The organism is Janthinobacterium sp. GW822-FHT07H11 (genome assembly GCF_058798615.1).
Genome location: NZ_CM179507.1, coordinates 4,596,856 through 4,622,896 on the forward strand (window position 1 = coordinate 4,596,856; position 26,041 = coordinate 4,622,896).

Below are 26,041 nucleotides of genomic sequence, written 5' to 3' on the forward strand. Positions count from 1 at the left end.
AACGTTTATTTTTCCCTACCGAGCATTCCCTCTAAACGCCGAAACCCGCAGCGGCAGCCAGTTTGCGCGTCAATTCGGCGGCGGGCAGGCGTTCGGCCAGGCGCGCGGCCTGGCCAGACCACAGCAGGCTGAAGTCGCCGCTGCCCTGCACCTCCGCCTTCTGCTTGAGCAGCATGGATGCGCCGCCCGCCAGCGGGAACGCGGGCGCCAGCGGCGACATCGGCCCCGCTTCCCGCACCAGGCGGTTGGCGATGCCGCGCGCGGGCCGTCCCGTAAACACATTCGTCAGCCGCGTGTCCGCCTCGCCCGCGCTTTCCAGGGCGGCGCGGTAGATGGCCGAGACGCGCGCTTCCGGGCAGAACAGGTAGGCCGTGCCCAGCTGCACCGCGTCGGCCCCCAGCGCCAGCGCGGCCCGCACGCCGCGCGCGTCGCCGATTCCGCCGGCGGCGATCACCGGTATCGTGAGCGCATCGGCGACCTGCGGCACCAGGGCCATGGTGCCCACCTGCGCCTCGATGGCCTCGCACAGGAACATGCCCCGGTGGCCGCCCGCTTCCCAGCCTTGCGCGATGACGGCATCGCAGCCGTGCCGCTCCAGCCACACGGCCTCGGCCACCGTGGTGGCGGACGACAGCACCTTCGCCCCCGTGGCCTTTACGCGCGCCAATAAGTGCGGCGACGGCAGGCCGAAATGAAAGCTGACCACGCCAGGCCGGCATTGCTCGACCACGGCGCACATCTCTTCGCCGAACGGATGGCGCACGGACGAGGGAATGGGTTGCGACGGGTCGATGCCCAGTTCCGCGTAATACGGCGCCAGGTGCGCGCGCCAGGCCGCTTCGCGCGCGGCGTCAGGCTCGGGCTGTACATGGCAGAAAAAATTCAGGTTGACGGGCCGGTCCGTGTGCTCGCGGATGAAGCGCATCTCGTCGCCGATCTGCTGCGGATTCAAGCCCGCGCAAGCGAGCGAGCCGAGGCCGCCCGCCTGCGCCACGGCCACCACCATGTCGCCCATCGCGGCGGCCACCATGGGCGCCTGGATGACGGGCAGCCCAATGCCGAGCAGTTCAGTGATGCGATTGCTGTGTTTGCTGTATCCCATGCTGCTTGCCTCTCGTGAAATGGTCATGCGCCATTAAACACCGAATACCGGCGTGCTGTCACAGGGACAGCAGCTATTACCCGCAGGAAAGGCTGGCGCGCGCGGCGGGACCGGCCTGGAACGGCGCGCGCATGAAAAAACCCCGCTCGCGAGCGGGGTTTTTCCAGACTGCGGCCTTTACATGCTGTAGCGCAAGGTCAGCGCCACATTGCGCGGCGCGCCAGGCAGGCTCAGGTTCGGACTGGAACCGTGGCCGGAGACGATGTAGCGCGTGTCGCCGATATTGTTGATGTTCAGCTGCACTTCATAGCGGCCCGTGCGGTACGAGGCCATGGCGTCCGCCGTCACGTAGCCGGGCAAGACCACCGTGTTGCCCGGGTTCGCGAAACGGCTGCCGACGGCATTCGCGCCGCCGCCCACCGTGTAGCCGTGGCCCAGGTCTTTCGTCAGCCACAGGTTGGCCGTATTGCGCGCCGTCAAGGTGGCGCGCTTGCCCTTGATGGCCACCGAACTGGCCGTGGTGCCGCCCGGCACATTGACGCTCTTGTCGACGGCGATGGAATCGGTGATGCTGGCGTCGAGGTAAGCATAGCCGGCCATCATCTTCCAGCCGTCGTGCAAGTCCGCGTTGAAGGTCAGTTCCAGGCCGTCCGTGCGCTGCGTGCCGACGGGCACGATGCGGTTCGTGATCGGGTCGCTGGTCTTGATATTGTCGCGCTCCAGGCGGAACAGCGACACGGTGGCGTTGGCGCGGCCGCCCCACAGATCGTACTTGGCACCCACTTCCGTGTTGCGCGTGGTTTCCGGCGCCAGGTCGGCATTGTTGGCGGCCAGGGCGAAGTTCTCGCCGCTGGGCTGGAACGAACGGCTCCACGACGCGTAGTACGATTGCGCCGCGCCCGGTTGCCAGACGAGGCCGGCGCGGGGGCTGTAGGCCGAATCCGTGCGCGACAGGTCCGCCGTCGTCACGCCCGCCGCATTGGCCAGGCGCGACTGCTGCCGGTAGCGGTCATAGCGCAAGCCGGCCAGCGCCTTCCACTCGTCGCTGAAAGCGATGGCATCCTGCACGTAGGCGGCGGCCGTGTCGTAGGTGCCGAAGGTATCGCTGCGCGCGCCCAGCTTGCTGCGGTTAACCACAGGCAGGACGGGATTGAAGATCGATACATTCGTCGCCACGATGGTCGAGGCCCAGCTGCTGGCATCCTTGTTCTGCTTGCCGAACTCGGCGCCGTACAGCACTTCGTGGCGCAGGCTGCCCGTGACCAGCTTTTGCGTCAATTCCGTCTGGTTGAACCAGCCGCTCTCGTCGCGGTTCAGCTTGGCGTGGCCGAGGTTCATCGTGCCCTTGACTTCGTTGACGTTGCCGGAAATATTCGTGTTGTTGCGGTCCAGGTGATAGTCGTAGTAGCGGAAGGCATTGCGCAGCGACAAACTATCGCTGAATTTGTGCGTCAGGGTGGCGGCCGTGGACACCACGCGCGACTGGCTGAAGTCCGCATCGCGGGCATTCGCGGCGCCATAATAGGTGCGCGCATCGACGGCGACGGGACGGCCGTGCCAGGACGGGATGCCGAAGTCCGTCAGGCGGCGGTCTTCCAGGTAGTCGCCCTGCAGCAGCAGTGTCGTGGCGCCCGACAGGCGGATGGCGACCGATGGCGCGATCGCCGTGCGGTTGATGAATTGCTGGTCGCGGTAGCTGTCGGACACTTCGCGCGCGCCCGTGACGCGCCAGTCCACCGTCTCGCCGACACGGCCCACGTCGACTTCGCCGCGACGTCCGGCCGTGTTCGTCAGGCTCAAGGCCACGTCCGTGATATCAACGCCCGGCTTCCTGGTGATGCGGTTGACCAGGCCGCCCGAGGAACCGCGGCCGTACAGCACGGCGGCCGGTCCCTTGATCACTTCCAGGCGCTCGACGTTCGACAGGTCGCGGAAATACAGGGCGTCGTCGCGGAAGCCGTCGACGAACTGGTCGCCGATGGCCGTGAAGCCGCGGATGAACACCTGGTCGCGCTGGCCATCGCCCGTGGACAAGCCCACGCCGGGAATGTTCTTCATGATGTCCTGGATCGACATCGCATGCTGATCCTTGATGACGGCGGCCGGCACCACGTTGATCGTCTGCGGCACGTCGCGCAAGGCCATTGCCGTCTTGGTGCCGCTGGCCGACGTGGACGCGGCATAGCCATTGTTGTCCTTCGATGCCGTCACCGTGACGGCGGGCAGGCTTTCCTGCGCCCAGGCCGCCAATGGCGTGGCGCCGAATGACAGGGCGCCCAGTACGGCGATGGTGATCGGTTTACATCCTGGCTTGCGCTGTTGCTGCATACAATTCCCTGGTCAGTGTTTTAATACGAATGATTATCATTAGTATTTTATCAGCCGACACGGCGAAAAGTAAGGCGAAATGTAAGTGATAGTACTTATGGACTAGGGACTTGATGTAAAAATGCAACAGGAAATCAATATCAAAAAATAATTAAAATTGCCGTAAGAAACTATTTCCGTACGTCAATGCTATACTTGCGGTTTGCTGGTTAGCGCCACCCCAGGCCGCCACCCCCCTTGCTTTACCTCTAACGCCGTGCACAGCGCGGCGCGCCGCAATGCAATCACGCGGCACCTGAAGACCCCGATCCCCTGCGCCTTGCGGCGCCTGTCCGCCCTTGCTGGCGGCGGCGATCATGACTATTAAACTGTTAGGAATTACATGAAAAACCTGAACATCGGCAGCCGCCTTGGCGTCGGCTTTGCTGTCGTATTGCTGTTGCTTGCCGCCTTGACCGTCACCGCCCTCGTGCGCATGCAAACGGCCAGCGACCTGACTTACCGCCTGATCAACACCAGCATCAAGAACCAGCGCATGGTGGCCGAATGGTCGAAGATCATTGAACTCAACAGCGTGCGCGGCGTGGCCTCGTTTGAAATCACCGATCCCGTCGTGCGCGCCAAGATCGAGGAAGACCTGAAGGTCGATGCCGAGCGTTCCAGCAAGCTGCAGGACGACATCATCGCCTCCCTGCTCAACCCTGCCGTGATCGAGCAGTTCAAGGTGGTGCGCAAGGTGCGCACCGATTACGTCACGACGCGCGCACGCGCCTTCCAGATGAAGGCCGACGGCGACGTGGCCGGCGCCAAGATCGTGTTCGAGAAGGAAGTCGCGCCCATCACCACGGCCTACCTGGCCGAAGTGAAGCGCTTTGCCGGCATGCAGATCAAGGCGGCCGACGGCGTCGGCGCCAGCATCATCGAAGCCTACAGCAGCACCCGCGTGTTCCTGATCACCATGGGCGTGCTGGCCGTGCTGATGGGCATCGGCTTCGCCTGGTGGATCACGCGTTCGATCACCGGCCCCATCCGCGACGCCGTGAAAGTGGCGGAAACCGTGGCTGCGGGCGACCTGAGCAGCACCATCACGGCGCAAGGCCGCGATGAAACGGCCCAGCTGATGCATGCGCTGAAAACCATGAACGACAGCCTGGTCGGCATCGTCGGCCAGGTGCGCAGCGGCACCGACACCATCGCCACGGCGTCGGCGGAAATCGCCGCCGGCAATCAGGACCTGTCGTCGCGCACGGAACAGCAAGCCAGCTCGCTGGAAGAAACGGCCTCGTCGATGGAAGAACTGACCTCGACCGTGAAACAGAATGCCGACAACGCGCGCCAGGCGAATAAACTGGCCGGCGACGCGGCCGGCATCGCCAGCCGCGGCGGCGCCGTGGTGGCCGAAGTGGTGTCCACCATGGGCGAGATCAATACCTCGTCGAAGAAAATCGTCGATATTATCGCTGTCATCGACGGCATCGCCTTCCAGACCAACATCCTGGCCTTGAACGCGGCCGTGGAAGCGGCGCGTGCCGGCGAACAGGGCCGCGGCTTCGCCGTCGTGGCAACCGAGGTGCGCAACCTGGCGCAGCGCTCGGCGGCGGCGGCGAAAGAGATCAAGGGCTTGATCGACGACTCCGTGCAAAAGGTCGAAGCAGGCACGAACCTGGTCGACAAGGCGGGCCAGACGATGGAAGAAATCGTGCAAAGCATCGGCTTCGTGACCTCCATCATGAGCGAGATCAGCAACGCCAGCGAAGAACAGAGCGCCGGCATCGAGCAAGTCAACCAGGCCATTTCCGAAATGGACCAGGTGACCCAGCAAAATGCGGCCCTGGTGGAAGAAGCGTCGGCCGCGGCCGAAGCGATGCAGGAACAGGCGAGCGAACTGGCGCAGGTGGTCAGCGTGTTCCGCCTGGACGCCAACGCGGCGGCGACCGACCGTTTCAGCATGAAAGCGGCGCAGCGCAGCGCGCCTGTGGCATCGGCAGCGCCTGCGCGCCAGGCCCCAGCGCCTGCCCTGCGCCTGCCTGCCATGCACAAGAGCGGCAAGGTGGCAAGCCGGGCCGAAGGCGAGTGGGAAGAGTTTTAAATCTGGCTCGGCAAGCCGCGCGGCGTCACGCCAGGCGGGCTTGCGCTGAGGCGATCAGTGCCGCCAGTTCGCGCGGCACGGATTGCCCCAGGAACTCCAGCGCCAGCGCCTCCGGATCGAGGGCGGCGTCGGCCGGCAAGCCATGCTCGAAGCCGCCCACCATGATGCGGCAGAAATACGGCGATGCCGGCCGCGTCTCCACGTACCAGCAGCCCGCATGGCCTTGCACGAAGTATTCGCCGATAAAGTAGCCGAGCATGGTTTTCACCCACTGCCAGCTCTCGTCGCGGATGACGATGGTGCGCATGGCCGCATCGATGTACGGCAGGTATTCGGCCGCGTTCGTCAACACTTCGTGCGCCGGCTGGATGCCCAGGCGCTCGACAAAGTTCACCAGCGACGCCCCCAGCGCGTCATAGTAGGCATCGAAGCCCGCCTGGCTTTGTTGTAACAACTGTTCTTGTTCATTCGACTGCATCACAACCTCATCACTCAACATATACTCGCCCGTCACGGCGCTTTCCTGAAGTTCATATTATATATGCCGCTCCCTGAAGGCAGGTCCGCGATCGGACGCCAGGCCTGATGAGGCAATCCGCCCGCCGTGCCGGCTTGCCGGGACCGGCAGGCATCCACCGTCCATGGCGAGCGACTATCCGGCGTCGCGGGGCGCCGGTTTTTTTGTTTCGATCGGAATAAACAAGCGCGTCGCACCACGTTGTATCAAGAGCGCCACCGCACCGTCGCCCTCGCCCACTTCCGCAGCAAGTTCCTCGATCGTTCCCACGGTTCTGCCATTCACGGCCAGTATCACATCCGCAGCTTTTACGCCGGCACGCAAGGCCGCGGCGTTCAGCTGTTGCACCAGCAAGCCGCCGTCTATGCGCAACACCAGTTGCTCCTGCGGCAGCAACGGCCGGACGACCAGTCCCAACGGCGCCTGCATGTCAGGCCGGGCCGCCGGCGGGCGCGATGCGTCTGCGCGGTCGGGCACCACGACCAGCGTCAGCGCCGCGCGATCACGCCATACTGTCAACGCCACCTCCTCTCCCGGCACGGCATCGGCAATGAAGATCAGCGCATCGGCCGACTGGATGACGTCGCGTTGATTGACGCGCAAGATGACATCGCCTGATTTCACGCCGGAGCGATCCGCCGCAGCACCGCGCTCGACAAAACCGACCAGCGCGCCAGCCGGACGCGACAAGTGAAACGATTCCGCCAGGGCCTGATTCACTTCCTGGACCGTCATGCCCAGGCGCCCCCGCGTGACGGCGCCCTTGGCCTGCAACTGCTCCTTGATGCGCATTGCCGCGTCGATGGGAATCGCAAACGACAGTCCCTGATAGCCGCCGCTATTGCTGTAAATACGCGAGTTGATGCCGATGACTTCGCCATGCCGGCTGAACAACGGTCCGCCTGAATTGCCGGGATTGACCGGCACGTCAGTTTGCAGGAATGGCGTGTAGTCGGCGCCAGGCAAAATCCGGCGCGTGGCACTGATGATACCGGCCGTGGCGGAATTGCTGAAACCAAAAGGAGACCCTATCGCCAGGACCCAATCGCCGACATCCACCGTGTCCGGATCGCCGATGCGCACCGTCGGCAAGCCGCGCGCATCGATCTTCAGCAGGGCCACGTCGGCGACGCGATCTGTCCCGATCAGGCGCGCCTTGTATTCACGCCGGTCGGTTAACTTGACGCTGATCTGGCTGCCGCGCGCCACCACATGGGCATTGGTCAGGATATAGCCATCCTCGCTGACGATGAAGCCGGAGCCCAGACTGTCTTCCTGTACTCCATTTTGCCCCGGGACCGGGCTGTCGGCACGTTGCGGCGCCGTGTCGCGGACAACGCCGACATTGACGACTGCCGGTCCATATTTTTTGGCCAGCGCGGAAAAATCGGGGGCATTCCACAGGCAGGAACCTGGCATGGAACCGCAAGCACCGAGCATCATGGAAAACAGCAAAGCCAATGCCATCGCCAGCAGCTTGCTGTATCGAAACTTCATGCCATCCTGCGCGACGTGCGGCATTGCCCTTACCTCCAGTGTTTTCCCGCGCCGGCAGCAAGCAAGCACCATGATTTAATGGGCTTCACTGCGATGCAGGGTCAATTCCAGCATCATCGGTTGGCGCATGTCTGGCGGCGGCGCTGCAGGCAAGGCCCGTGTGGTCATCAGCGCACGCAAGTCCGCATCGGCCTGCGCCTGGCCCATCGATGCGAACTCGACACGCTGAACCTGGCCCGATGGCGCCACCCACACCCGCACGATCAATGGCGGCGGCGCGGGCTGCCCGCCTTGCAGGCTGCGTTCCTGCATCCACGCATGCAGGCGCGCCGCGGTATCGTTGGCAGGGTCGCTGAGCCACGCTTCAAATTGCGTTCCTGCCATCTGCGCATAAGCGATCCATTGCGCTGGAACAGGCTGCGCGGACGCGGCAGGCAATTGCACCGCCGCTACCGTCATGCCCACGCCCAAGGCGGCCAGCATTGTCGACAGGCGCCCGGTGCCGCGTTGAACGATGCCGGACAGAACGGCGGATACGGTTTTTTTCGGCTTACCTGAATGCTGCATGCTTTTCCTGGTCAAAGTAATGCGTTGCTTATCCCTGGCGACATCCGCCACGGGCCATGCCATGCTCACGTCCCGCCAGAGCGGCACCATCGCCATGTTTACCAGCGGGACTATGCTACAGACGGGATTTGCCGCCCGCGTATGCCGTTTGTCACGAAAATGTCATACGCCCGCCTATTTTCTGATCTGACGCTGCTCGGCCGGCGTCAGCCGCGCCAGCTGCGCAGGACTCAGCTCGCCCTGCCCCAGGACCTGAAACGCGCTATTCGCATCGTATGGCGCGCGCCCCTGCAGCGAGCCATGCGATGGCGCCGCGTCAACATTGCCGTTCGCCGGCAACATGTCATTCCCAAAGCCCAGTATGCGTACCGAAAAGATCGACGGCAGGTTTCTGCGGGCGTCGTTGCGATCGCGCTGCACCACGTCCTGTGCCGCCGCCACGGCCTGCGATGCCGCCGCACTGGCATTGGCCAAGGCGCCGACGTTCACCGAGGCAGGCGGTGGCAAGCCTTTGGCTTCCCCCTTGACCTTGATGTTGTCTGCATTGAGCACCTGCAAGGCCATGATGTTGAGGTTGCCGGCAACACGGATGCCGGCATCCCCCGCATTGATGACGCCTTCCGGTGCGACCAGGTCGACGTCGCCATCGCCTACGGTACCGATACCGCTGCCGCTCATGTCCGATTTTTCGCGAACGATGGTGCGGCCATCGACATCGGTGACGACCTCCGGTGCCGAGGGTACCCGTACCGTCTTCGAGCCGCGGCCGGCATCGATGCCGCCCCGGCTGGACCAGATGATCTGGTCGCTGCCACGCAGCGTGGTTTCCGGGACGAAAGACAGAATACGCGACTGGTTGACGACGACATCGTCCTTGGCAAACACGTTGATGTGGCCCGAGCCCAGCGTCACCAGGCCGTAACCGGCCGGCACGGCCGCTCCCAGCGATGCGACTTGCACCCCGCCGCCGGGCGTGAGGACGTTGATGTCGCCACCGGACATGGTGCGTAGCATCATGTTATTGGCTGAAACATTGCCTTTCCAGCCATCGCCCGGGAACAGGGTGGCGATGGCCTGGTAGCCGCGGTTGTAGCCGCCGTTGCGCGGCACCCCGTTGACGCCGGGTTCACCTTGATCGCGGCCGGCCTCGCGCAACTCCAGCAGGTAGACCTGGCGCAGGAATTGCTGTTGCGCCAACTGGGGCAAGGCCTGGAAGCGCGTCCAGGCCTCGACGGGCGCCAGGTCTTGCCCTGTCATGTCCTTCATGTAGGAAACCAGACCACGGCGGGTGACTTTCTGCTGCCCGCCGGCCCGCGTTTCGATGCTGTCGGTCAGGTACAGCGGCAGCACGCCGCCATCGGCCGCCGCGGCTTTCAGGTACTCCGGCATGGCGGCGACCCTGGATGGGTCGAGGTAGGCGCTGGCAAAGGCCTCGTAGCCGGTAGCGCCGTGCATGCCCGCCATCAGCGTGATCGACGCGCCCTGGGATGGCAGGCCATTGATCTGCGTTTCCGCCATCGGCCGATTGTCCGCATCGGTGTAGCGCTGGTTCGCCAGGGTTTGAATCTTCAATTTATCCGCATAGACGTCGCGCCCGGCGGACAAGGTCAGGGCGCCCGGCCCCTGCACGGCGATGCTGCCGGTATCGCCGATCTGGTTGCTGATCGCGGCCCGGACATTCGTCATCGCGAGGATATCGTTGCCGGCTTCCAGCAAGGTCACATCGCTCGGCCGTACATTGCGCGCATGGAGCCGCATCCCGCGGATATCCAGGCCCGCGCGTATCCATGTCTGTTCATTCGCCGTCACGTCCAGTCCCAGGATGGAACCGGCTCCCGCATAGATACGGCTGGGCGCAAAGTCGCGCGCCAGGGGCAACACCTCAGGATTGCTCAGGGCACGCATGTAGGGATCGTGGAAATACGACGCGTTCGGCGCGTCGATCTGATTCGCAAGCAAGGCATCCATGGCAATCTGGCTGATGCTGCCCGGCATGAAAGGGGAAGGCATCATGCCAGGTGTCGCATAGGGCATGACCACTTGTGCCTCGACATCGCCATATATACGCAATTCTCTCAGTTCGTCGCGATTTTGCGTCGCAAAACGTATGTCGTCTTGCGCGATCAATTGCACGTCATTCGTGCTGCCGGCCATGCCCCTCAGCGGCCCTTGTATTTCCAGACTGCCGTTGAGCGCAAACGCTGCCAGGCGGGCGGGGAAACGATTGCCGCCATGACCAATCAAATTATTCTGAGCAGTATGGCTAGGCTTCAAGGACACGTCGTGAAACACAAAATCGACCTGATTGACGAAGGTGATGTCCCCACCGGTGGAAACCAGCTTGAGCGCGGTCCGGTCGGTATAGCCGCTCATGTAGGCGGCGTAATCCATCTTCGGCAGCGTCCCCGTGCCATCGTCGCCATAGCGGACAAGCAGCGGATCGATCACGGTTTGCAGGCGCAGATCGCCGGCTGTGCGGACATTCAGCGTGGCGTCGCCGAGCGCCAGTATGGGCGCGACGGAAAATGTAAAGTCGCGGCGATCAGGCTCACCATCATTCCAGACGACGGAAACGCTATTGCCGACAGCGGTTTCACCGGCCTTGATATCGCCCGTGCCCCGCGCAATGTAATATTGGCCGCCACGGATGACACCGCCGGCTTCGACGTTCATGCTGCCGCCATTGCGCGTTTCCATCGTCATCGCTTCGCCGGCGGCAAGGCCGCCGCGCATGCGCATCGTCGTCGGCAGCACCACCACCAGATTGTTCAGGTCGCCACCGGCGCTGACGCTGACATTGCCACCCCCGAGGGCGCCCACGCCTTGCTGGAAGGTAGCATAATTGACCCACCAGCTCGATTGTTCAGGCGGCAACATCAAAGGCCCATAGCTGCCATCCGGCCGCATGCCATAGACATTGCTTTCGTACTCGCCAAAGTAACGCTGTTTGTTCAAGGCCCCCTGCCGGTTCAGCCACTCGGTGAAGCGCTGCCCGGCGGGCTGCGCCGTCATGCTGCCCTGCGCGCCGATATCGAGATTGCCGCCTTCGATACCGTAGGCCGCACCCGCATTCGCCGTCGTGAAGTCGGCCCACGTCGTCATGTCCTTGCGGCCTGCCGTATAGATCGCCGATTCCTTGTGCGCCAGCGTCAGATCCCTGCCTGCCCGCACTTCCAGGTCGCCGCTACCGGTGCGTATCAGTTTCCCCGCGCCATTGTCGATCGCCGCATCCGGATTGCTGTCGGCAGTACCGATGATGATGCTGCCGCTCCCCATGCCTTGTGCCGCCAGCGGTTTCACTGTCAGTGTATTGGCAGAGTCCAGGTCGGCACCTGCGACGAGGCGCAGATTCCACGAAGCACCTTCCTGCAGTTTGCCGCTGCGGTCGGCATGGTCGAAACCATCGCTCAAATGACCTTTGACGCTCAGGTTGCCGCCGGCCCGCAAGGTCAGCGAGCCTTGGCGCGCGGTCGCAAAGTCTTCGTGCAGATTCCAGTCGCCGTTCATGCTCAGGTCGCCCGCACTTTCGATGACAATGCCGGACGTGACGGCGATGTGGCTGCCGAGCCTGTTTGCGACGGCAGGCGCGGCAGCGTTGAAGCGGGCAGCATCGGCGACCGCGGCCGCCTTGACGGAATCGACCGTGCTGCCGTCGTAGTCGGCCACGTTGTAGGTGGCGACACCTTCGAGCACCGCGGAACGGGCGCCGACGATGCTGGCGTTCAGTGCCGTGGCATTGAGATCGTTGTGCGCGGCATGCTGTTGCGCACGCAACCTGACCTTGCCGCCTTCGTTACCGGCGACATCGATGGTGCCGCCTTGCAGGTTCAGCTGGCCGCCCGTCGCTTCGACGGTGACGCGGCCAGTGCCGAGTTCACCGGTGGCGCCCGCCAGCAATTGCGCGCCGGGGCTCAGCGTCACGCCGTCGCCGCCGGTGATGCGGATCGCGCCGCCATACGCGGCCCGGGCGTCAATGGTGCCGCTGACGCTGATACTGCCCTGATCAGCGCTGAGACCGAAGTTTTCCACCGTGGTCGTGCCATCGAGCCGGATGTCACCCTGGCGGATGCGGAACTGGCGTGAACGATTCATGCCGGCATCATTGAGGCGTTGGCTGAAGCCGGCGAAATCGCTCAATTCGGCAATATCGAGCGAAAAAGAACCCGCTTTGCCAGCCGTGCCGCCGCTACCGCCGGCCTGGGCGCGTATGCTGCCATCGAGCACGACGGTACCGCCATTGGCTGCGGCGATATGCAGGGCGCCCGCATTGCCGCCCAGCTTGTGCGCCGCCAGATGGAGGCTGCTGCCCCGGTTGAGGCGTACATCGCCGCCCACCGCCGACAGCTTGATGTTGCCGGCATCGGCGTATTCGGCCACATCGAAGAATTGCTTGGCATAGCCGCCGACATCGACTTGTGCGGTATCGGCAAGAATCAGATCGCCGCCGGTGGCCGTCATGTCGATGCTGCCGCCCAGCGCAACGGCGCGACCGCCGAACAGGACGCTGGCGCCGGACAGGCTCAGGCGCGAACCGAGGCTGTCCTGCAGATGCTGTTGTGCCGGATTGCCCCCGGCCGTTGCCAGCACCTGCAATGCGCCGCCGGTGCTGATGCTTTGCGCCGCTCCGTCGCGGCCAGTCAGCAGCGGCGTGCTCAAGGTCAGGGCGATGGCGCCGGTATCGATGCCGCCTTTCGCGGCGCCGACGATCTGCTCGCGACCGCCCAGGGCGATGGCATTGAATCCGGCAAAGCTCTTCTGGCCTGCGCCAAGGATCAGGGTCCCGGCGTCGAGTTTCAGTGTGCCGCCGCCCTTGCCTGCCGCGGCCAGATTGGCGCCACTGTTCTCCAGCGCGATGGAGTCGCCCTTGACGGTGATATCGCCGCCATGGCCGGCAAATGCCGCGCCATCGAATGTCAGCGTGGCCAGGCCTGCCGCGCCGAGGTCGAGCGATTGATGGAAATCAAAGCTGGAATAGCTGCGAAAGGTCAGGTGCTTGGAATCGGCCAGTTGCGCCAGGGCGGCGCTGTCGAGCACCAGGCCGCTACCGCCGCCAAAGCCGATGCGGCCGGCCGCCACCGACAGGTGGCTGCCGGACAGGCGGGCGGAGGCGGCCAGATCGGTTTCACCCGTGGCGTCAAGCAGCAGGGCGCCGCCGCCATTGAGTGCCGCGCCGGCGCCGACAGTCAGCAGGCCGCCCCGCGTGGTATCGACATTCTGGCGCATCACTTTGATGGCCTCGCCATTGGCGACGCGCACCAGGGCGCCCCAGTCCTTGGCCGGCGTGGTCAGCACGTCGTCCTTGGCATCCTTCGCATCGATCACGCCATCGTAGTTATCGTCGAGATTGCCGTCCGGGTCCGTATAGACCGCGGCCTGCATGGGCTTGACGATCAGATTGCCACTGCTGCTGGCGCTGCCTTTGGAACTGACCAGACTGCCGGCATCGATGGCGACCTGCTCGCTGGCGGCCAGGATGATTTCCGGGCCAAGCAGTTCCGAACCGGCGCCATTGCGCACGACGATATTGCTGGCGGTGACATTGACCTGCGTGCCCAGCAGATCACCCTTGCGCGTGCCGCCTATGAGCAAGCTGCCGGCGCCGAAATTCGACAGCCCCGCGGCATCGATGACCAGGTAGCCCTGCGCCTGCAGCGTGCCGGCATCCTGCCCGGCCCCCACGATGGCGATCTTCTTGCCGGCGATATCGACCAGGCCGCCCCGTCCATCCTTGTCTGCCTGCGACAGCAGGCTGCCATGGAGCGTCAGGCGATCGCTGGCATCAAAGACGACGCCGCCGCCGTCGCGCGCCAGGCGCGGCGTGACGATGTCCTGGCCAGTCAGGCGGTATTGCGTGAGCCTGAAGGCGTCCGACGAAAAGAATTGATTGGAAAAGGCCTCGTTGTATTCGCTGTATTTGCGCAGCGTGCTGCCGGACATGACGCGCCATGCCGATGCTTGCGTGTCCGCGCTGCCGCCGTACACATTGCCGCTCCTGCCTTGCATGATGAGGTGCCCCTCGGGCGTGGCAAAGCCCGGCGCGACCGGGCCGGTCCATGCATTGCCTGTCGACTGGACCGCAAAAGCGCCCGGCAGCAAGGCGTAACGCGCCGGCAGCAAGGCATACCAGCCGGCTGCCAGGCCGGGGCCGCCGGCCAGCCAGATGCGGCTGCCCGATGCCAGGCCGGCAACCGGTGCCGTTGCCTGCTGGCCCGGCATCACGGCATACATGCCGGGCATGTTGAGGATATCGTGGGAACCGCCTGGGCCGGGAACGAACTCCCAGGCATACAGATCGCCGCCACCGCGAATGTCGACGACGGCGCCCTGGGCCAGGTCGATGTCCGGTGCAGTCATGCTGATGCGCTTCTCGGGCGGCGATGTGAGCGAACCGGTGGCCGGATTGCTGGCATCGGCCGGCCGGGTCGGGTCCTGCCAGTGCTCGTTGTTGGACAAGGTGCCATACGGCACCATCAACCCGGCACCGGAGACGGAGGTGACGCTGCCGGCACCGAGTGTCAGTTGATTGCTGGCGATCAATTCGATCTGGCCGAAGGGGGCGCGCAAGACCCCATTCTGTTCAATGACGGGCGCCTCCAGTCGCAATGTGCCTCCCGCCGACCATGGCAGGCTCGCTGCGCTGCCCAGGCGCTCCACGGCAATCGCTTCACCGGACAGGATTTTGGCATGCACCGCCATGGATGGATAGATCTGCCCGGCGGCGATGTTCAGCGCGCCATCGACGTCCAGCACGGCATGGCTGGCACCGGCATCGACCGGGGCGCTCGCGGCGCTGAAACGCAACTCCGGCGCATGCAATGCCGTCCGGGCAAAGCCACGAATACTGGCCGGCCCGGCGATGCCGGCGGCGCCGCTCTGGCCACCGATGACATCGATGAGGTCCGCGTTCAATGTCAGGCTGCCCGTGCGCCGTGCGCTTGCGGCCGGCGCGGCGGCCGCCGCCGTCTGTTTGAGTCCGATATACGCCGCTGTCAGGCTGGCATGGCCCGACTCCCCGACGGCATGGCGCAGCGTGCCGTCGAGCATGATGCTCGTGGCCGCGGCAAGCTGCACGTCACCCAGTTCCACGGCGCCGGCAGAGGCCAGGCCGAGATTGGCAAAGCCGCCCCGGGAAAACGAAGCCGGCCGCACCACCATGAGCGAATTGACCGGCGTCAAGGACCGCAAATCCAGGCCGACATAGTCGCGGAACAAATCCAGCACCGCATCATTCATGCCAAAGGCCGCGTAATCGATAGGCGTGCCCTGCCCTCCGGAGGCCGCGCCAGTGGCAGTCACGGCAAGGGAGAGCCGGGATGCCGAGCCTAAATGCTCGTACAGCGCCTTGCTGATGACCAGGGGAGGCAAACTCGGGTCCACCATCGTGGCAAAATCGAAGCCGATGATTTTATCGGCGCTACAGAGACCGGCTGCCATGCAAAAATAGGCACGTACGCGCTCCGCCAGATTGGCGCCAGTCGCCGACGACGCATGCGTAATGGCCAGGGTGCCGCCCTGGGCGCCAGCGCCACCGGCCTGGCCCGCCAGCGTGCCGGCCATCAGCCCTGCGCCATGCACGCGGATCGACCCGCCGTCACTCGCCAGCCCGAGTTTGGCATAGGTCCGCTGTCCCGGCGCCTTGCCCGCCTCGGCCCGCTCGATCTCCCCATGGGCGCCCGACACGTCAAGCAGCGAACCGGCTGCCAGTGTCACCTCCGCGCCGCGGATATCGATCACGCCGCCGGACCTGACCTCGCCCTGCGGATGCCCGGACTTGTCCGCATGGATCGACGCCACGCCACGCGCCAGCAATTGCGCATCCGCGCCCAGTGCGACGCTGGCGCCACTGAGTTCGATACTGCCCGCCGGGGCTTCCAGGCGGCCCAGTACCTGCAGCGCACCGCCGGCGCCGCCGGCACCGAACTGCAACCGCCCGCCGGTATCGGCAATGACCGCCGCGTCCTTGCCCACGCTGATGGCGCCGATCTCCGTCGACAAGGCCAGGCCGCCCGGCTTGCGCTGCAGCCGCTCTTCCTGTCGCAGCACCGTGATCGGCGCCACCTCGGCCAGGCTGCGGCCGGTCGCGACATCGCGGTAGGCGAACGAAGTCAAGTCGATGCCGGCTGCCTGCTGCGCCACCGTCACGCCGTCCGGCACCGCAATATTGCCGGAGCCGCGCGTGGTGACAGAGACATGGCCGAAACCGCGATCGGCATACAGGCTGGCCGGCAGCAGCACCACTCCCGGCGCGTCCGCCGCTCCACCCAGTTGCACCGAGGAAGCCGTTTCAAGGAACAGGCTGCCGGATGAGCCGGCTGCATACGCACGCAGATTCAGTGCCGCCAGGTCCATCTCCGGCGTCACCCCGACCAGGGTGACGGAGCCGGCATTTCCCACGCGCAAAGTCGACAAGCCATGCTTGCCAGCGTCCGCGCGGCCGCCGCCGGAGACATCGAGTAGCGCCTCCCCTTGCGCCGTCATGTTGCCGACATTGAGCCTGATGGCGCCGCCATGCATGGCCCATGGACCTGCCGGCATGCCGTCCCGCCATGCATTGATCCATTGTCCGGACACATCCAGTCCGCCCTGGGCGCCGATGTCCAGTTGTCCGTTGGCGGAATCGAGGCCGATGGAGCCGTTGGCGGAACGGATCATGCCCTTGATGCGGATATTGCCGGTCGACCCATCGGCACCGGAAACATACAGCGCGGTGCCGGGCATGAATGCCAGATTGGCGCCGCTGGCCAATTCAAAGTCGCCGCGAATGATGTTGAAATTGAGCTGCCCCATGCCTGAATTGCTCAGCATGCCGTCGGAGAGATGGCTCAGTTTTTTTGATTGCGGCCTGGCCGGGTTGTCGGGAAGATAGAAGTCCGAACCCAGCACCGTAGTGGCGTCGAATGCACTAGCGAGGCGTTGCGGGTCATGGCTGACGATGATGGTGCCCGGCGACCAGGGGCGGTCTTCCACGCTGCCACCGCCCAGTTCCAGCTTGCCGCCCGTGTTGCCGCCAGTTGCCTGCCGCTGGCGCTCGCCCACCACCACGCCACCCCACAGCTCGCCTTCGAGCACCATGGCATCACCGGCAAAGATCTGCACCTCGCCGGCCTTGCGCCCCTCCGTATAGCCGGCTTCCAGCCGGTTGCCGCCAATCAAGGGATTTCGCCAGGTTTCCGCCTTCCCCCAGCGCGCGCTCTTGCGCGTGAAATTGCCGGCGATACCGACGTAGTCGATATCGGGCATGGCTTGATCCATCGCATACAGACGGCCATCGGCTCCCAGGAGCCTGGTGGCGGTGTTGACGCCGTCGGCATAACGGATCGAGCCACCCGATACGTCGATCATCGAGCCGCCGCGCGTAATGACGGCGCCACCGGCACGCAGCATGATTTTTCCGGCATCCGCCGACAGTTCATTCAGGTCGGTCTTGCCGACCCCAACCCAGCCTGCCATGTCGCCCAGCGGCGTGCCTACCCATTCGCCGGGCATGTACACTAATTGCCCATTCGCATCTTTTTTCTGCACCCACTTCACGCCGGCCATCGGCGCAGTGTCGAACACGCCGTGTTCGCGGCGGTCGACTATCACTTTTTTGCCGCGTAGCCAGGAGTCCAGCAACAGTGGCGAATCACGCAATTCATTGGTCCGCAACTCCGCTTCGATGAAGTTGCGCGACATGGACACCAGCATGTCTTGCAAGCCAGCCACGCTCAGGTAGGCATCGCCGTCGAGATAGATGCGGCTGGCGTCGCCCACACTCCCTTTGCGCCAGGCCTGCTGGGTAAAGGTCGGATTGACGGCCGATTCCATGTTGATCTTGCCGGCAGGAACAACGACGCCTGCCTGCGGTTTGAGATCGATCAATTGCCCATACATGCCCACCCAGCCTGGCTGGTAGCGCGTGGCAAGGGCCGAAGCTTCGATGTCACTCTTGTCCGACGTATCCGGCAAAATTTGGGTCACACTGCCGCGGCCCAGCGTCAAGGTGCCGGCCGACCAGTTGTACAGGTCGTCAATGCCATCGGCGTACATATGCGTGCCCAGGCCCCAGGCCCGCAACAGGATAGAACCATTGCGGTTGTTCAATGCGGTGGTCGACATCAGCACACCGTCCTGGCGCACGTCTTGCGCCTGCAGCGTGACGTTGCCGCGGTCGGCCCGCACCGTGCCGGTATTGCTCACTTCATAAGCGACCGCCTTGGCGCGCGCGGCCATTTCCGGCAAGACCACGTCGCGGATGCCTGCGACATAATTGAAATCCGCATACGCGGTGCCCAAGCCCAGCGCAGCCTGCATCTGTCCGCCCGTAAATACCCAGCCAGGGACCGCCGATACCGCGACGTCGAGGCCGCGCACGGCATTCGGGTCGAGTGTGGACGGCGTCTTCAGATAGACGTTTTCGCCGGCGGCCAGGATGACCTGGCCATCGGGCGCCGAGATGTAGCCGGCATTCCTGACCTTGGGCGCGAACAGCATGATCTTGCCGCCATGCTCGGCATCAATGCGCGCCCCCGCCTCCACCCTGAGCTCCCCAGGCGCCGTGCCGGGGTCGAACCGGTCCACCAGGCCCAGCTGGTCTGGAACGCTGCCGTTCCCGGCAACATAGCCTGAGGCGCCATATATCGATGGTTTCTGGGTGGTAAATTCTCCGAACTGGGGAACAGGGAAATCATTGCCCTGGTTGGCCAAGGTCTGCGCATTGTTAATACCCAGCTTGAATTGCTGGTCGCTCAGGCGCAGCGTACTGGCCACCAAGGTGCGCGTATTCACCTGGCTATTGCCGTTAAAGATGATGCCGTTGCGGTTGATGATGTACACCGAACCGTCGGCCTTGATCTGCCCCGCGATCTCGCTGGGCTTGCCACTGGGATCGTTGATGCGGTTCAGGGCGATCCAGTTGTTGCTGCCGTCCGCCTTGCTGCCGCCCTTCTGGTTGAAATTGACGATGGTGTTTTTGCCGACATTGAATGTTTCCCAGTTCAGGATGGCTTTGTCGTCCGTCTGCCTGATCTCGACGACGGTCTTGCCGCCGACTGCGGTCTGCGTGGGAGCGTTCGCATTGAGCCAGCCGGCCGTGAGACTGTTGGCGTCGACCTTCAGCCCACCTTCCGCCAAGCCGTCCGGCCTGGCGCCGGTGCCGGCGGCGGCGAGACGCGCGGCCGCTTGCGCCGCCTGCTGCGCGGCGACATTGCGTGCTGCCAAGGTAAGATTGGCGAACGCACGTTGCTGTTGCTGCTGCGTGCCCTGCTGCTGCGGCGCGGCGCCGTTCGGGGACATGACGGCCATGCCATTCGGCAATCTTCCGGTGGCCGCCGCGGCGCTGCGTACCGCTCCTTTCTGCGCCATCCAGGCCGCACTGAAGGCTTGCTGCGCATACGCGTTGCTCATTGCGCCGCCCGTCGCCAGCATCAGCGTGATGGCTCGCGCCAAAGGCTTGATGCGCCACGCCGGTTTCTCGGTGCGATCTCGACGTTGCGACAAGGCGGGGAGCATCGGTGCAAAACAAATGGACGGCATGGGGAATTCTTTCAGTGATGGATCGTGATGGAAAGAGGATTGCGGAAGAACAATTTCGACCGCTCTTGCATCTAGACGAATGCCAATACGGAAAGCTGTACACCAATTTCGAGGGCGGCGCGATCGCCTCCTCGCGTCGCTATCCTGCCTTACTTGAGAATGACTACGCCGCCCGGCAAGGACGTGGCGTCCAGGCCGAACAGGCGTTGAATCTGTGCGATGGCCTTGTCCAGGTGGCGAATATTGAAACGCCCATTGACGGGCCGGCCGCTCATCTGTTTTGCCAGCAGCACGACACGCCCCGGGCGATACCGGTTGATTTCCGCGACCACCTGGGAAAGCGCTGTGTCTTGAAAACTCAGCACACCATCGCGCCAGGCCGAGACGTCGGCCAGACTGACGTGCCGTACTGGCCGGACGGCATCCTTGTCATATACCAGCTGCTGTGCCGCCTCGAGCCTGACGGTTCTGCCTGCCGCCTCGACGTTGACAGAACCGGCAACGCAGGTCACGCAGACCTCGTCATCGAGATAGCGCAATTCGAAGCGCGCCGCGCGGCCCGCCGTGCGGCCACCTGCGGCAGCGACGGCAAAATCGCGCGCGCCCCGCGCGACATCGACCGCAACCTCGCCGCCCATGAGCTCAATACCGACTGTTGCGCCGCCGGCCGTCCGCAATGCAATACTGCTGCGCGTATTCATCTCGACCTGCACGCCCTCGGCCAGTGCCAGGCCACGCTGCTCGCCGGCTGCCGTGCGGTAATCCGACTGCCAGGCATCCGCGGCAGAGGGCCACAAGTCGAGCGGAGGACGAAGCAATGCCACACCGGCGACGGCCGCGGCGGCGACCGCGCCGCCGAGGAAGCCACGGCGTGACATGGGGACGATTTTCTTGCTGTGCACGGACGTGCGCAATTGCGCCAGCTGCGCATCGTGCATGCCCGCCAGCGTCGCGGCCGGCAACAAGTCATGCCACATGCGCTGGGCATTCCTGAATGCCTGCGCATGTCGCTCGCTGAGCGCGCACCAGCGCGCCACCGCTTGCGCATCGGCGACCCGCGCATTGCCGGACTTAAGCAGCCGCAGCCAGGCGTGCGCCCGCAACTCCAGCGCATCGGGGCGGCGGCCGGCAACGGGCGTCTCGTCACGCACGGGGAAGGACTCCGGCAGATATGTTAAGCGGCATGGGAGGCTCGAAAAGGGGACCGTCTATCGATAAGACGTCTTTCAAGGACGAAAACTGCACTGTATTTTTCATATTCATTGCATCTGTTCAATAACATACTCATGTGCGCGCTTCAGTTCGCGATCCACCAGGCTCAATGAAACACCGAGACGGTCCGCCACCTCCTGCCTTGGCATTTCGTCCACGCGTATCAGAATCAGGATATGGCGCCGGCGTAGCGGCATTTTCTGGATCACCAGTGCCAGGCGTTCCGCTTCCGAACGGGCCTCGGCAGTTTGCGCCGGGCCCGGCATCGGATCGGCCAGCGTATTCAAGACCTGATCGACTTCATCGCCGCTCAGAAAACGTTTTTCGGCGCGAAGGCGATCCAGCGCAGAATTGGTTGCCATGCGCATCAGGTAGCTCAAAGGATACTGTACCGGCTCGTGGGATTCTTTGCCACTTTCCAGGCGCAACCAGGTGTCCTGCAAAGCATCGCCGGCCAGGTCGGCGCTGCCGAGATGTAAGGTGAGGCGGCGCTTCAAGTCATCATAGCGGCGCGCCAGGAACTCGCGCAGCGAAAGAAAGCCGGATTTGTCCATCGTTTTCTGACTTTAATGAACAACGCAGGCGCGGGCAGATGTCAATGCCTGCGGCAGTATCAGCATGAAAAACGGCTTTGACAGATCGGCAGGCCCATATCCGACGTCGACACGCTGCAAGGCGGCGAGGATGGCCTTGTCACGCGCGCTATCGCCTGTAGAGTCGAGCAACAGCGGCCGCAAGATCCGCCCCCTGGCATCCAGATGGAATCGCAGGGCGATCCGGTAGCCGCCGCCCGCAGTCAAGGGATCGCGGCAAAATATGTCCCTTACCTGCGCCTGCAATGGCCCGTCGTAGCTGGCGTCGCGTTCGGCGGCGACAGACGATGGCGCCATGGCCGGCTCCAGGACAAAGGCATCCATGGCGGTAAAGTAGGCTGCCAGCCCGGTACCTTCCAGCATCACGGTCAAGGCCGCCCGCGGTGTGTAATTTCCCGACACCAGAGCCGACATGCGGCCTGCAGTCGATGCCGAACCGTACAGGCCAGAAAAACCCGTCTGCGTGCCAAATGCGCTCAATGCGGATTGCAAGGGTTGCGCCGGAATGTCGAAGCTCCTGCTCTCATGGGCGAGGCGCTGCATCGTTTCCGCCGCGCTGGTGCCCGCATGCGGGTGGCGCGGGGGACGCGATTGCCCGGCAGCATCCAGCGTCAGCAGCGACATGCCGGCCACCAATGCATACATGGCGATGGGCATGACCGTTCTTGCCATAACAATTTAAGTGAGGTGTACATGCATGGGATGTGGAATCGAGGCGGACGCCGGGTTGCCAGACTTTCCATGTTATCGAAGAAATATGACCTTGCCATGACAAACCGGCAGGAAATACCGATGCGGGCCTGGCACGCATGCCGGGCAAGGAAGGTGCGGCGATGGCGGCATGGCGCCCCCACTCCGTGTCGCGAGTGGCATGGCCATGCCGCCTGTCCTGCTTCAAGCTGTCGTGCCTGCAATGCCAGTCAATCCGATTGGGGGGACGCCGGCGCGGGCGCGGCCGGCGTTTCGGTTTGACGCGCATCAAAGCGGCCCTGGTACAGCTGGTCGCCGTACTGCTGGGCAATTTGCTCGAGTTTCACGCGGCTTTGCGCGGCGAACGGCTGGCGCGCCTGCATGACGCCGAGCACGTCGAGGCCTTCATACGCTTGCAGGATGTCTTGCCCGGCCGCATACAGCTGGGCATTCTTGCTCTCGCAGCGCGCCAGCGCGCCGCGCTGCGCCGCCACTTCGCCATCGAGGCGCGCGCGCTCCGCTTCGATCTGCTTGCCCGTGGCCGCCAGCTGCTCGCCGGCCTGGCGGTACTGCGCCAGGCTGGCCGCCGCCTCTTGCGCGGCGGCGGCGCTGCGCTGTTGCTGCTCGCCCAGTTTTTCCCGCTGCGCGCGCTCCTGCGCCAGCTGCGACTGGCTGCGCGCCAGTTCTTTTTTCAAGCCCTCGCTGGCGGGCGCGGCAGCCGGCGCGGCCTTGGCGGCAGGCGCGCCCTTGGCTTTGAGCAATTCCAACTCGCCGCGCGTCTGCTGCAATTGCGCCGTGACATTGCGCAACTCGGCGCGCAAACGCTCTTCCATGCCTTGCCCCTTCTGGCCCTGCGCCTGGGCCGCGCCACCGGCCAGCAGCATCAGCAGCAAGGCCGGCAGGCGCGTTTTGTTCAGTATCAACATCATGGCTCCTTAGAAACGCGCGTTCAGTTCGAGCTGCAGGGTGTCGATCGACAGGGCCGAACCGAACACTTCGCGGCTCGACGTCCAGCGGCCGCTGAACCAGGTGTTCTTGTCGATCGCATACGCGCCGCCCAGGTAATAGCCGCGCGCATTCGTGCCGCCCAGGTGGAAGGTGGAATCGTTGTAGGCGTCAGGCAAGGCATCCGGTTCGATGCGCTTGTAGCCGAGCAGCACGTTCCAGTCGCCGCGCGCCTGCGTGTTCGCCTTGCCCAGGGTCGCCTGCAGCATGTAGGCATTGCCGCCGCTCCTGAAATCGGCCTGCGACACGCCGCCCGTGCCGCCGAAGTTGTTCATGATGCCGCCCTTGGCGCGCGCCCACATGTCGCTCTTGTCGTAGGCCATGTTGCGCACATAATCGCCTTCGATGCGCAAGTCCGTGCCGCCGGCCACCTTGCTATCCCAGCGCGCATTGATATTGGCCAAGCGGAACTTCGACGCCAGGCCCACGAACTGCGGCTGCGGCGTATTCGCCGGATCGAGCGGGTTCAGCGCGATATTGCGCAGCAGCATCAAGCTATTGCCCTTCTGCATGCTCGACGGACGCGACCAGTCCGTATTGCAGCCATCGGCGCCCGCGTACAGCGCGCACGGCTGCGAATACTCGCCGCTGATGTTGCGGAAGTTGTAATAGGCCAGCGCGCCGCGCAATTGATGGTCGCTATTGATCTTCCACGAGGCGCCCACTTGCGCGCCGAGCAGCCATTTGTTTTCGCTCGACATTTTTGCCTGGCTGCGGCTCGGCGCATTGTCGGACGAATACTCGAGCGGAATGATGCCCAGGGTACCGAACACGGTGACGTCCTTGGCCGCGCCCACCGGCTGCTGCAGCTTGGCGGCGATGCCGTCGAAATTGAGTTCGCTGGAAAACAGTTCGTCGCTGGACACAAATGGGTTGTCGAAGCGGCCCGCCGTCAGTTTCAGCCAGGACGCGGGCTGGTACGACAGCCAGGCCTGGTCGAGCCAGATGTTTTTCTTGCCCAGGCCGCCACCGAGAGTTTGCGTGGTCGACACCGGGCTGTCGTCGTTGCCGCTGGCCAGGCGGATGCCCGCTTGCGTGCTGTCGGAAATATCGGCCAGGATGCCCAGGCGGGCACGCGCGCGCAGCAGGTGCTTGCGGTCTTCGCGCGTATTCAGCAGCGCCGGCAGGGCCAGGTTGGTGTTCGCATTGACGTCGTAGCCGCTGCCGCTGTTGAGCGAACGCCAGTCGATCTCGATATTGCTGTTGGCCATGTCGTAATAGCGCGATTCGTAGCGCGCGCGCACATCGCCTTCGACGCGGATGCGCTTGGTCCAGGCCGGCGTCTCGTTCGGCGCCGCCCAGCCGCCGGCCTTGGCCTCGGCCAGCACCTGCCCCTTGATTTCATCGCGGATCTGCTCGCGCACGGTGTGCGACAGATACGGCACGCGCACGTCGCCCGGCTGCACCTGCGCCAGGGCGGCCGGCGCGGCGGCCGGACGCGCTTGCGCGGCGGCCAGCGCTTCGCTCTGCGCCTGCGCCAGCAGGGCTTCGCCGGCATCCTTGTTCAGGGCGCCGCTCTGGATCAGGCCGCGGATCAGCTTGACCATGGTGCTGTCGGCCGGGACGGCCTGCGCCTGTACCGCGCCTGCCGCCATGCTCAGGGCGAAGGCGGCCAACGCCAGCGGAAGGCGGCGCAGGCGCTGTGGGGAAGAAAATAGGAGGTTCATCGCTTCTTTCGGTAAAAATGAATATGAATGTCGTAAAGAACGCCTGACAACACCGTCGCGAGCGGCAGTGAGCATCGCAGGCCGCACATCACAACGCGCAGCAGGTTTGGTCCGGTGTTCATGGCCGGCGGCCTTTGATCGACACACGGGCCGGGAAACGCAGGGACGCCGGCGGCCGCTCGTCGGCGCGGAAATCGCGCACCATGGCCAGCACCTGCTCATCCGTCTGCGCATTGCCCGTGCCCTGCACCAGCTGCACCTTCGTCGTCCTGCCGTCCGCATCGAGCCACAGGTCGACGCGGATGTCGGCGAACGCCAGCTGGCGCGTGCGCGGGTCGCGCGCAAACGCCATCTGCAGGGCGTTGGCGACATAGCGGCCGTACGAGCCGGCGCCGAGGCCGCCGCCACCGCCGCTGCCGCTCATGCCGCCGCCGCGCCCGGCCTGGATGCCGAACGCGTCGCTGCCGGCCTGCGCCGCGCCGTCGATGGTGACGGGGTCGCCCTTGTCCGGCGACGGGCTTTCCGGCGCATCGTCCATCGGCTTGTCGGCCGGCGTCGGTTCCGGCTCCGACACTTCCGGCACCACCTTGTCGGGCGTCGGTTCCGGCAATTTTTCCGGTTCCGGCGGCGGCGGCGGCGGGGGCGGCAGCATCAGCATCGGCGTGGCCGCCACTTCGCGCCTGGTGGCCGCCGTATCGGACAGCAAGTACCAGAGCAGCGCGGCCAGACCAGCGGCCAGCAGCGCGCCGCCGGCCACGCCGCCCCAGCGGCGCCACCACTGCGCGGCGCCCGACGGTGCCGGCGCCGCCATCTTCATCATCTCGTCACGCTTCACCTTGCGCTCCTCATGCCGGCTTGCCGGTCACCAGGCCCACCTGGTTCAGGTCGATGCGGCGCAGCAGGTCGAGCACTTCGACCACTTTCGCGTATTGCACGGCAGCATCGCCACGCACGATCACGGGAAAGTCGGGCGTCAGCGCCTTTTCCGTGCGCAAGCGCTCTTCCAGCTCGGGCAGGGTGACGGGATAGGCGTCGAGGAAGACCTGGCCGCCGTTGTCGATGGTGATGGCCTTGGTCTTCGGTTTTTCCAGCGCCATGGCCGAGCTGGCCTTGGGCAGGTCGACCTTGATGCCGGGAATGCTGGCGTTGCTGGTCAGAATGAAGATCACCAGCACCACCAGCAGCACGTCGACGAAGGGCGTGATGTTGATGCCGCCGCTACGCTTGCGGGGGGTAAACTTGGCGGAGGTGGCCATGGTT

14 protein-coding genes are annotated in these 26,041 nt (G+C 64.6%); 1 reads left to right on the forward strand and 13 read right to left on the reverse strand.

Annotation, left to right across the window (positions count from 1 at the left end; all coding sequences use genetic code 11):
* Positions 1-31: 31 nt before the first annotated feature.
* Complete coding sequence (locus AC3RCJ_RS20215; protein WP_492964285.1) at positions 32-1,102, reverse strand: NAD(P)H-dependent flavin oxidoreductase; 1,071 nt, start codon at positions 1,100-1,102, stop codon at positions 32-34.
* A 177-nt stretch (positions 1,103-1,279) separates the two neighbouring features.
* On the reverse strand, positions 1,280-3,430 hold the full coding sequence (locus tag AC3RCJ_RS20220; protein ID WP_492964286.1) for a TonB-dependent receptor: 2,151 nt from the start codon (positions 3,428-3,430) through the stop codon (positions 1,280-1,282).
* Positions 3,431-3,812: 382 nt separating this feature from the next.
* On the opposite strand from AC3RCJ_RS20220, the gene AC3RCJ_RS20225 reads away from it, so the two are divergent.
* Positions 3,813-5,519 (forward strand): methyl-accepting chemotaxis protein, encoded by a 1,707-nt coding sequence (locus AC3RCJ_RS20225; protein ID WP_492964287.1) that lies wholly within the window; start codon positions 3,813-3,815, stop codon positions 5,517-5,519.
* Positions 5,520-5,544: 25 nt separating this feature from the next.
* On the opposite strand, the gene AC3RCJ_RS20230 is transcribed toward AC3RCJ_RS20225, so the two are convergent.
* The 11 genes from AC3RCJ_RS20230 to AC3RCJ_RS20280 form a co-directional block, all read right to left on the reverse strand.
* On the reverse strand, positions 5,545-5,997 hold the full coding sequence (locus AC3RCJ_RS20230; protein WP_492964288.1) for a hypothetical protein: 453 nt from the start codon (positions 5,995-5,997) through the stop codon (positions 5,545-5,547).
* A 174-nt stretch (positions 5,998-6,171) separates the two neighbouring features.
* Positions 6,172-7,557: a trypsin-like peptidase domain-containing protein gene (locus AC3RCJ_RS20235; RefSeq protein ID WP_492964289.1), complete on the reverse strand. Its 1,386-nt coding sequence runs from the start codon at positions 7,555-7,557 to the stop codon at positions 6,172-6,174.
* Between the two features lie 51 nt (positions 7,558-7,608).
* Positions 7,609-8,196: a YbaB/EbfC family DNA-binding protein gene (locus AC3RCJ_RS20240; RefSeq protein WP_492964290.1), complete on the reverse strand. Its 588-nt coding sequence runs from the start codon at positions 8,194-8,196 to the stop codon at positions 7,609-7,611.
* Between the two features lie 78 nt (positions 8,197-8,274).
* Positions 8,275-19,614 (reverse strand): filamentous hemagglutinin family protein, encoded by an 11,340-nt coding sequence (locus tag AC3RCJ_RS20245; RefSeq protein WP_492965057.1) that lies wholly within the window; start codon positions 19,612-19,614, stop codon positions 8,275-8,277.
* 149 nt (positions 19,615-19,763) lie between these two features.
* Positions 19,764-20,765, reverse strand: a complete 1,002-nt coding sequence (locus tag AC3RCJ_RS20250) for a FecR family protein (protein ID WP_492964293.1) — start codon at positions 20,763-20,765, stop codon at positions 19,764-19,766.
* Positions 20,766-20,873: 108 nt separating this feature from the next.
* Positions 20,874-21,380, reverse strand: coding sequence for an RNA polymerase sigma factor (locus tag AC3RCJ_RS20255; RefSeq protein ID WP_492964294.1), 507 nt, complete (start codon positions 21,378-21,380; stop codon positions 20,874-20,876).
* Positions 21,381-21,392: 12 nt separating this feature from the next.
* A complete protein-coding gene (locus AC3RCJ_RS20260) occupies positions 21,393-22,076 on the reverse strand; it encodes a hypothetical protein (RefSeq protein WP_492964295.1) in 684 nt (227 codons plus the stop codon).
* A gap of 263 nt (positions 22,077-22,339) precedes the next feature.
* Entirely contained in the window at positions 22,340-23,038 is a 699-nt protein-coding gene (locus AC3RCJ_RS20265; protein ID WP_492965060.1) for a hypothetical protein, read from the reverse strand.
* A 6-nt stretch (positions 23,039-23,044) separates the two neighbouring features.
* Positions 23,045-24,781, reverse strand: coding sequence for a putative porin (locus tag AC3RCJ_RS20270; protein ID WP_492964297.1), 1,737 nt, complete (start codon positions 24,779-24,781; stop codon positions 23,045-23,047).
* A 118-nt stretch (positions 24,782-24,899) separates the two neighbouring features.
* Entirely contained in the window at positions 24,900-25,616 is a 717-nt protein-coding gene (locus AC3RCJ_RS20275; RefSeq protein ID WP_492965062.1) for an energy transducer TonB family protein, read from the reverse strand.
* A gap of 10 nt (positions 25,617-25,626) precedes the next feature.
* A complete protein-coding gene (locus AC3RCJ_RS20280; RefSeq protein ID WP_436475989.1) occupies positions 25,627-26,037 on the reverse strand; it encodes an ExbD/TolR family protein in 411 nt (136 codons plus the stop codon).
* Between the last annotated feature and the right edge of the window lie 4 nt (positions 26,038-26,041).

What these genes read in the sequence shown, in the direction of transcription:
- AC3RCJ_RS20270 (WP_492964297.1), bottom strand. Translation starts at nt 24,781, where the DNA reads ATGAACCTCCTATTTTCTTCCCCACAGCGCCTGCGCCGCCTTCCGCTG.
- AC3RCJ_RS20265 (WP_492965060.1), bottom strand. Translation starts at nt 23,038, where the DNA reads ATGATGTTGATACTGAACAAAACGCGCCTGCCGGCCTTGCTGCTGATG.
- AC3RCJ_RS20260 (WP_492964295.1), bottom strand. Translation starts at nt 22,076, where the DNA reads ATGCCCATCGCCATGTATGCATTGGTGGCCGGCATGTCGCTGCTGACG.
- AC3RCJ_RS20235 (WP_492964289.1), bottom strand. Translation starts at nt 7,557, where the DNA reads ATGCCGCACGTCGCGCAGGATGGCATGAAGTTTCGATACAGCAAGCTG.
- AC3RCJ_RS20230 (WP_492964288.1), bottom strand. Translation starts at nt 5,997, where the DNA reads ATGCAGTCGAATGAACAAGAACAGTTGTTACAACAAAGCCAGGCGGGC.
- AC3RCJ_RS20220 (WP_492964286.1), bottom strand. Translation starts at nt 3,430, where the DNA reads ATGCAGCAACAGCGCAAGCCAGGATGTAAACCGATCACCATCGCCGTA.
- AC3RCJ_RS20240 (WP_492964290.1), bottom strand. Translation starts at nt 8,196, where the DNA reads ATGGCGATGGTGCCGCTCTGGCGGGACGTGAGCATGGCATGGCCCGTG.
- AC3RCJ_RS20245 (WP_492965057.1), bottom strand. Translation starts at nt 19,614, where the DNA reads ATGCCGTCCATTTGTTTTGCACCGATGCTCCCCGCCTTGTCGCAACGT.
- AC3RCJ_RS20225 (WP_492964287.1), top strand. Translation starts at nt 3,813, where the DNA reads ATGAAAAACCTGAACATCGGCAGCCGCCTTGGCGTCGGCTTTGCTGTC.
- AC3RCJ_RS20280 (WP_436475989.1), bottom strand. Translation starts at nt 26,037, where the DNA reads ATGGCCACCTCCGCCAAGTTTACCCCCCGCAAGCGTAGCGGCGGCATC.
- AC3RCJ_RS20215 (WP_492964285.1), bottom strand. Translation starts at nt 1,102, where the DNA reads ATGGGATACAGCAAACACAGCAATCGCATCACTGAACTGCTCGGCATT.
- AC3RCJ_RS20255 (WP_492964294.1), bottom strand. Translation starts at nt 21,380, where the DNA reads ATGGACAAATCCGGCTTTCTTTCGCTGCGCGAGTTCCTGGCGCGCCGC.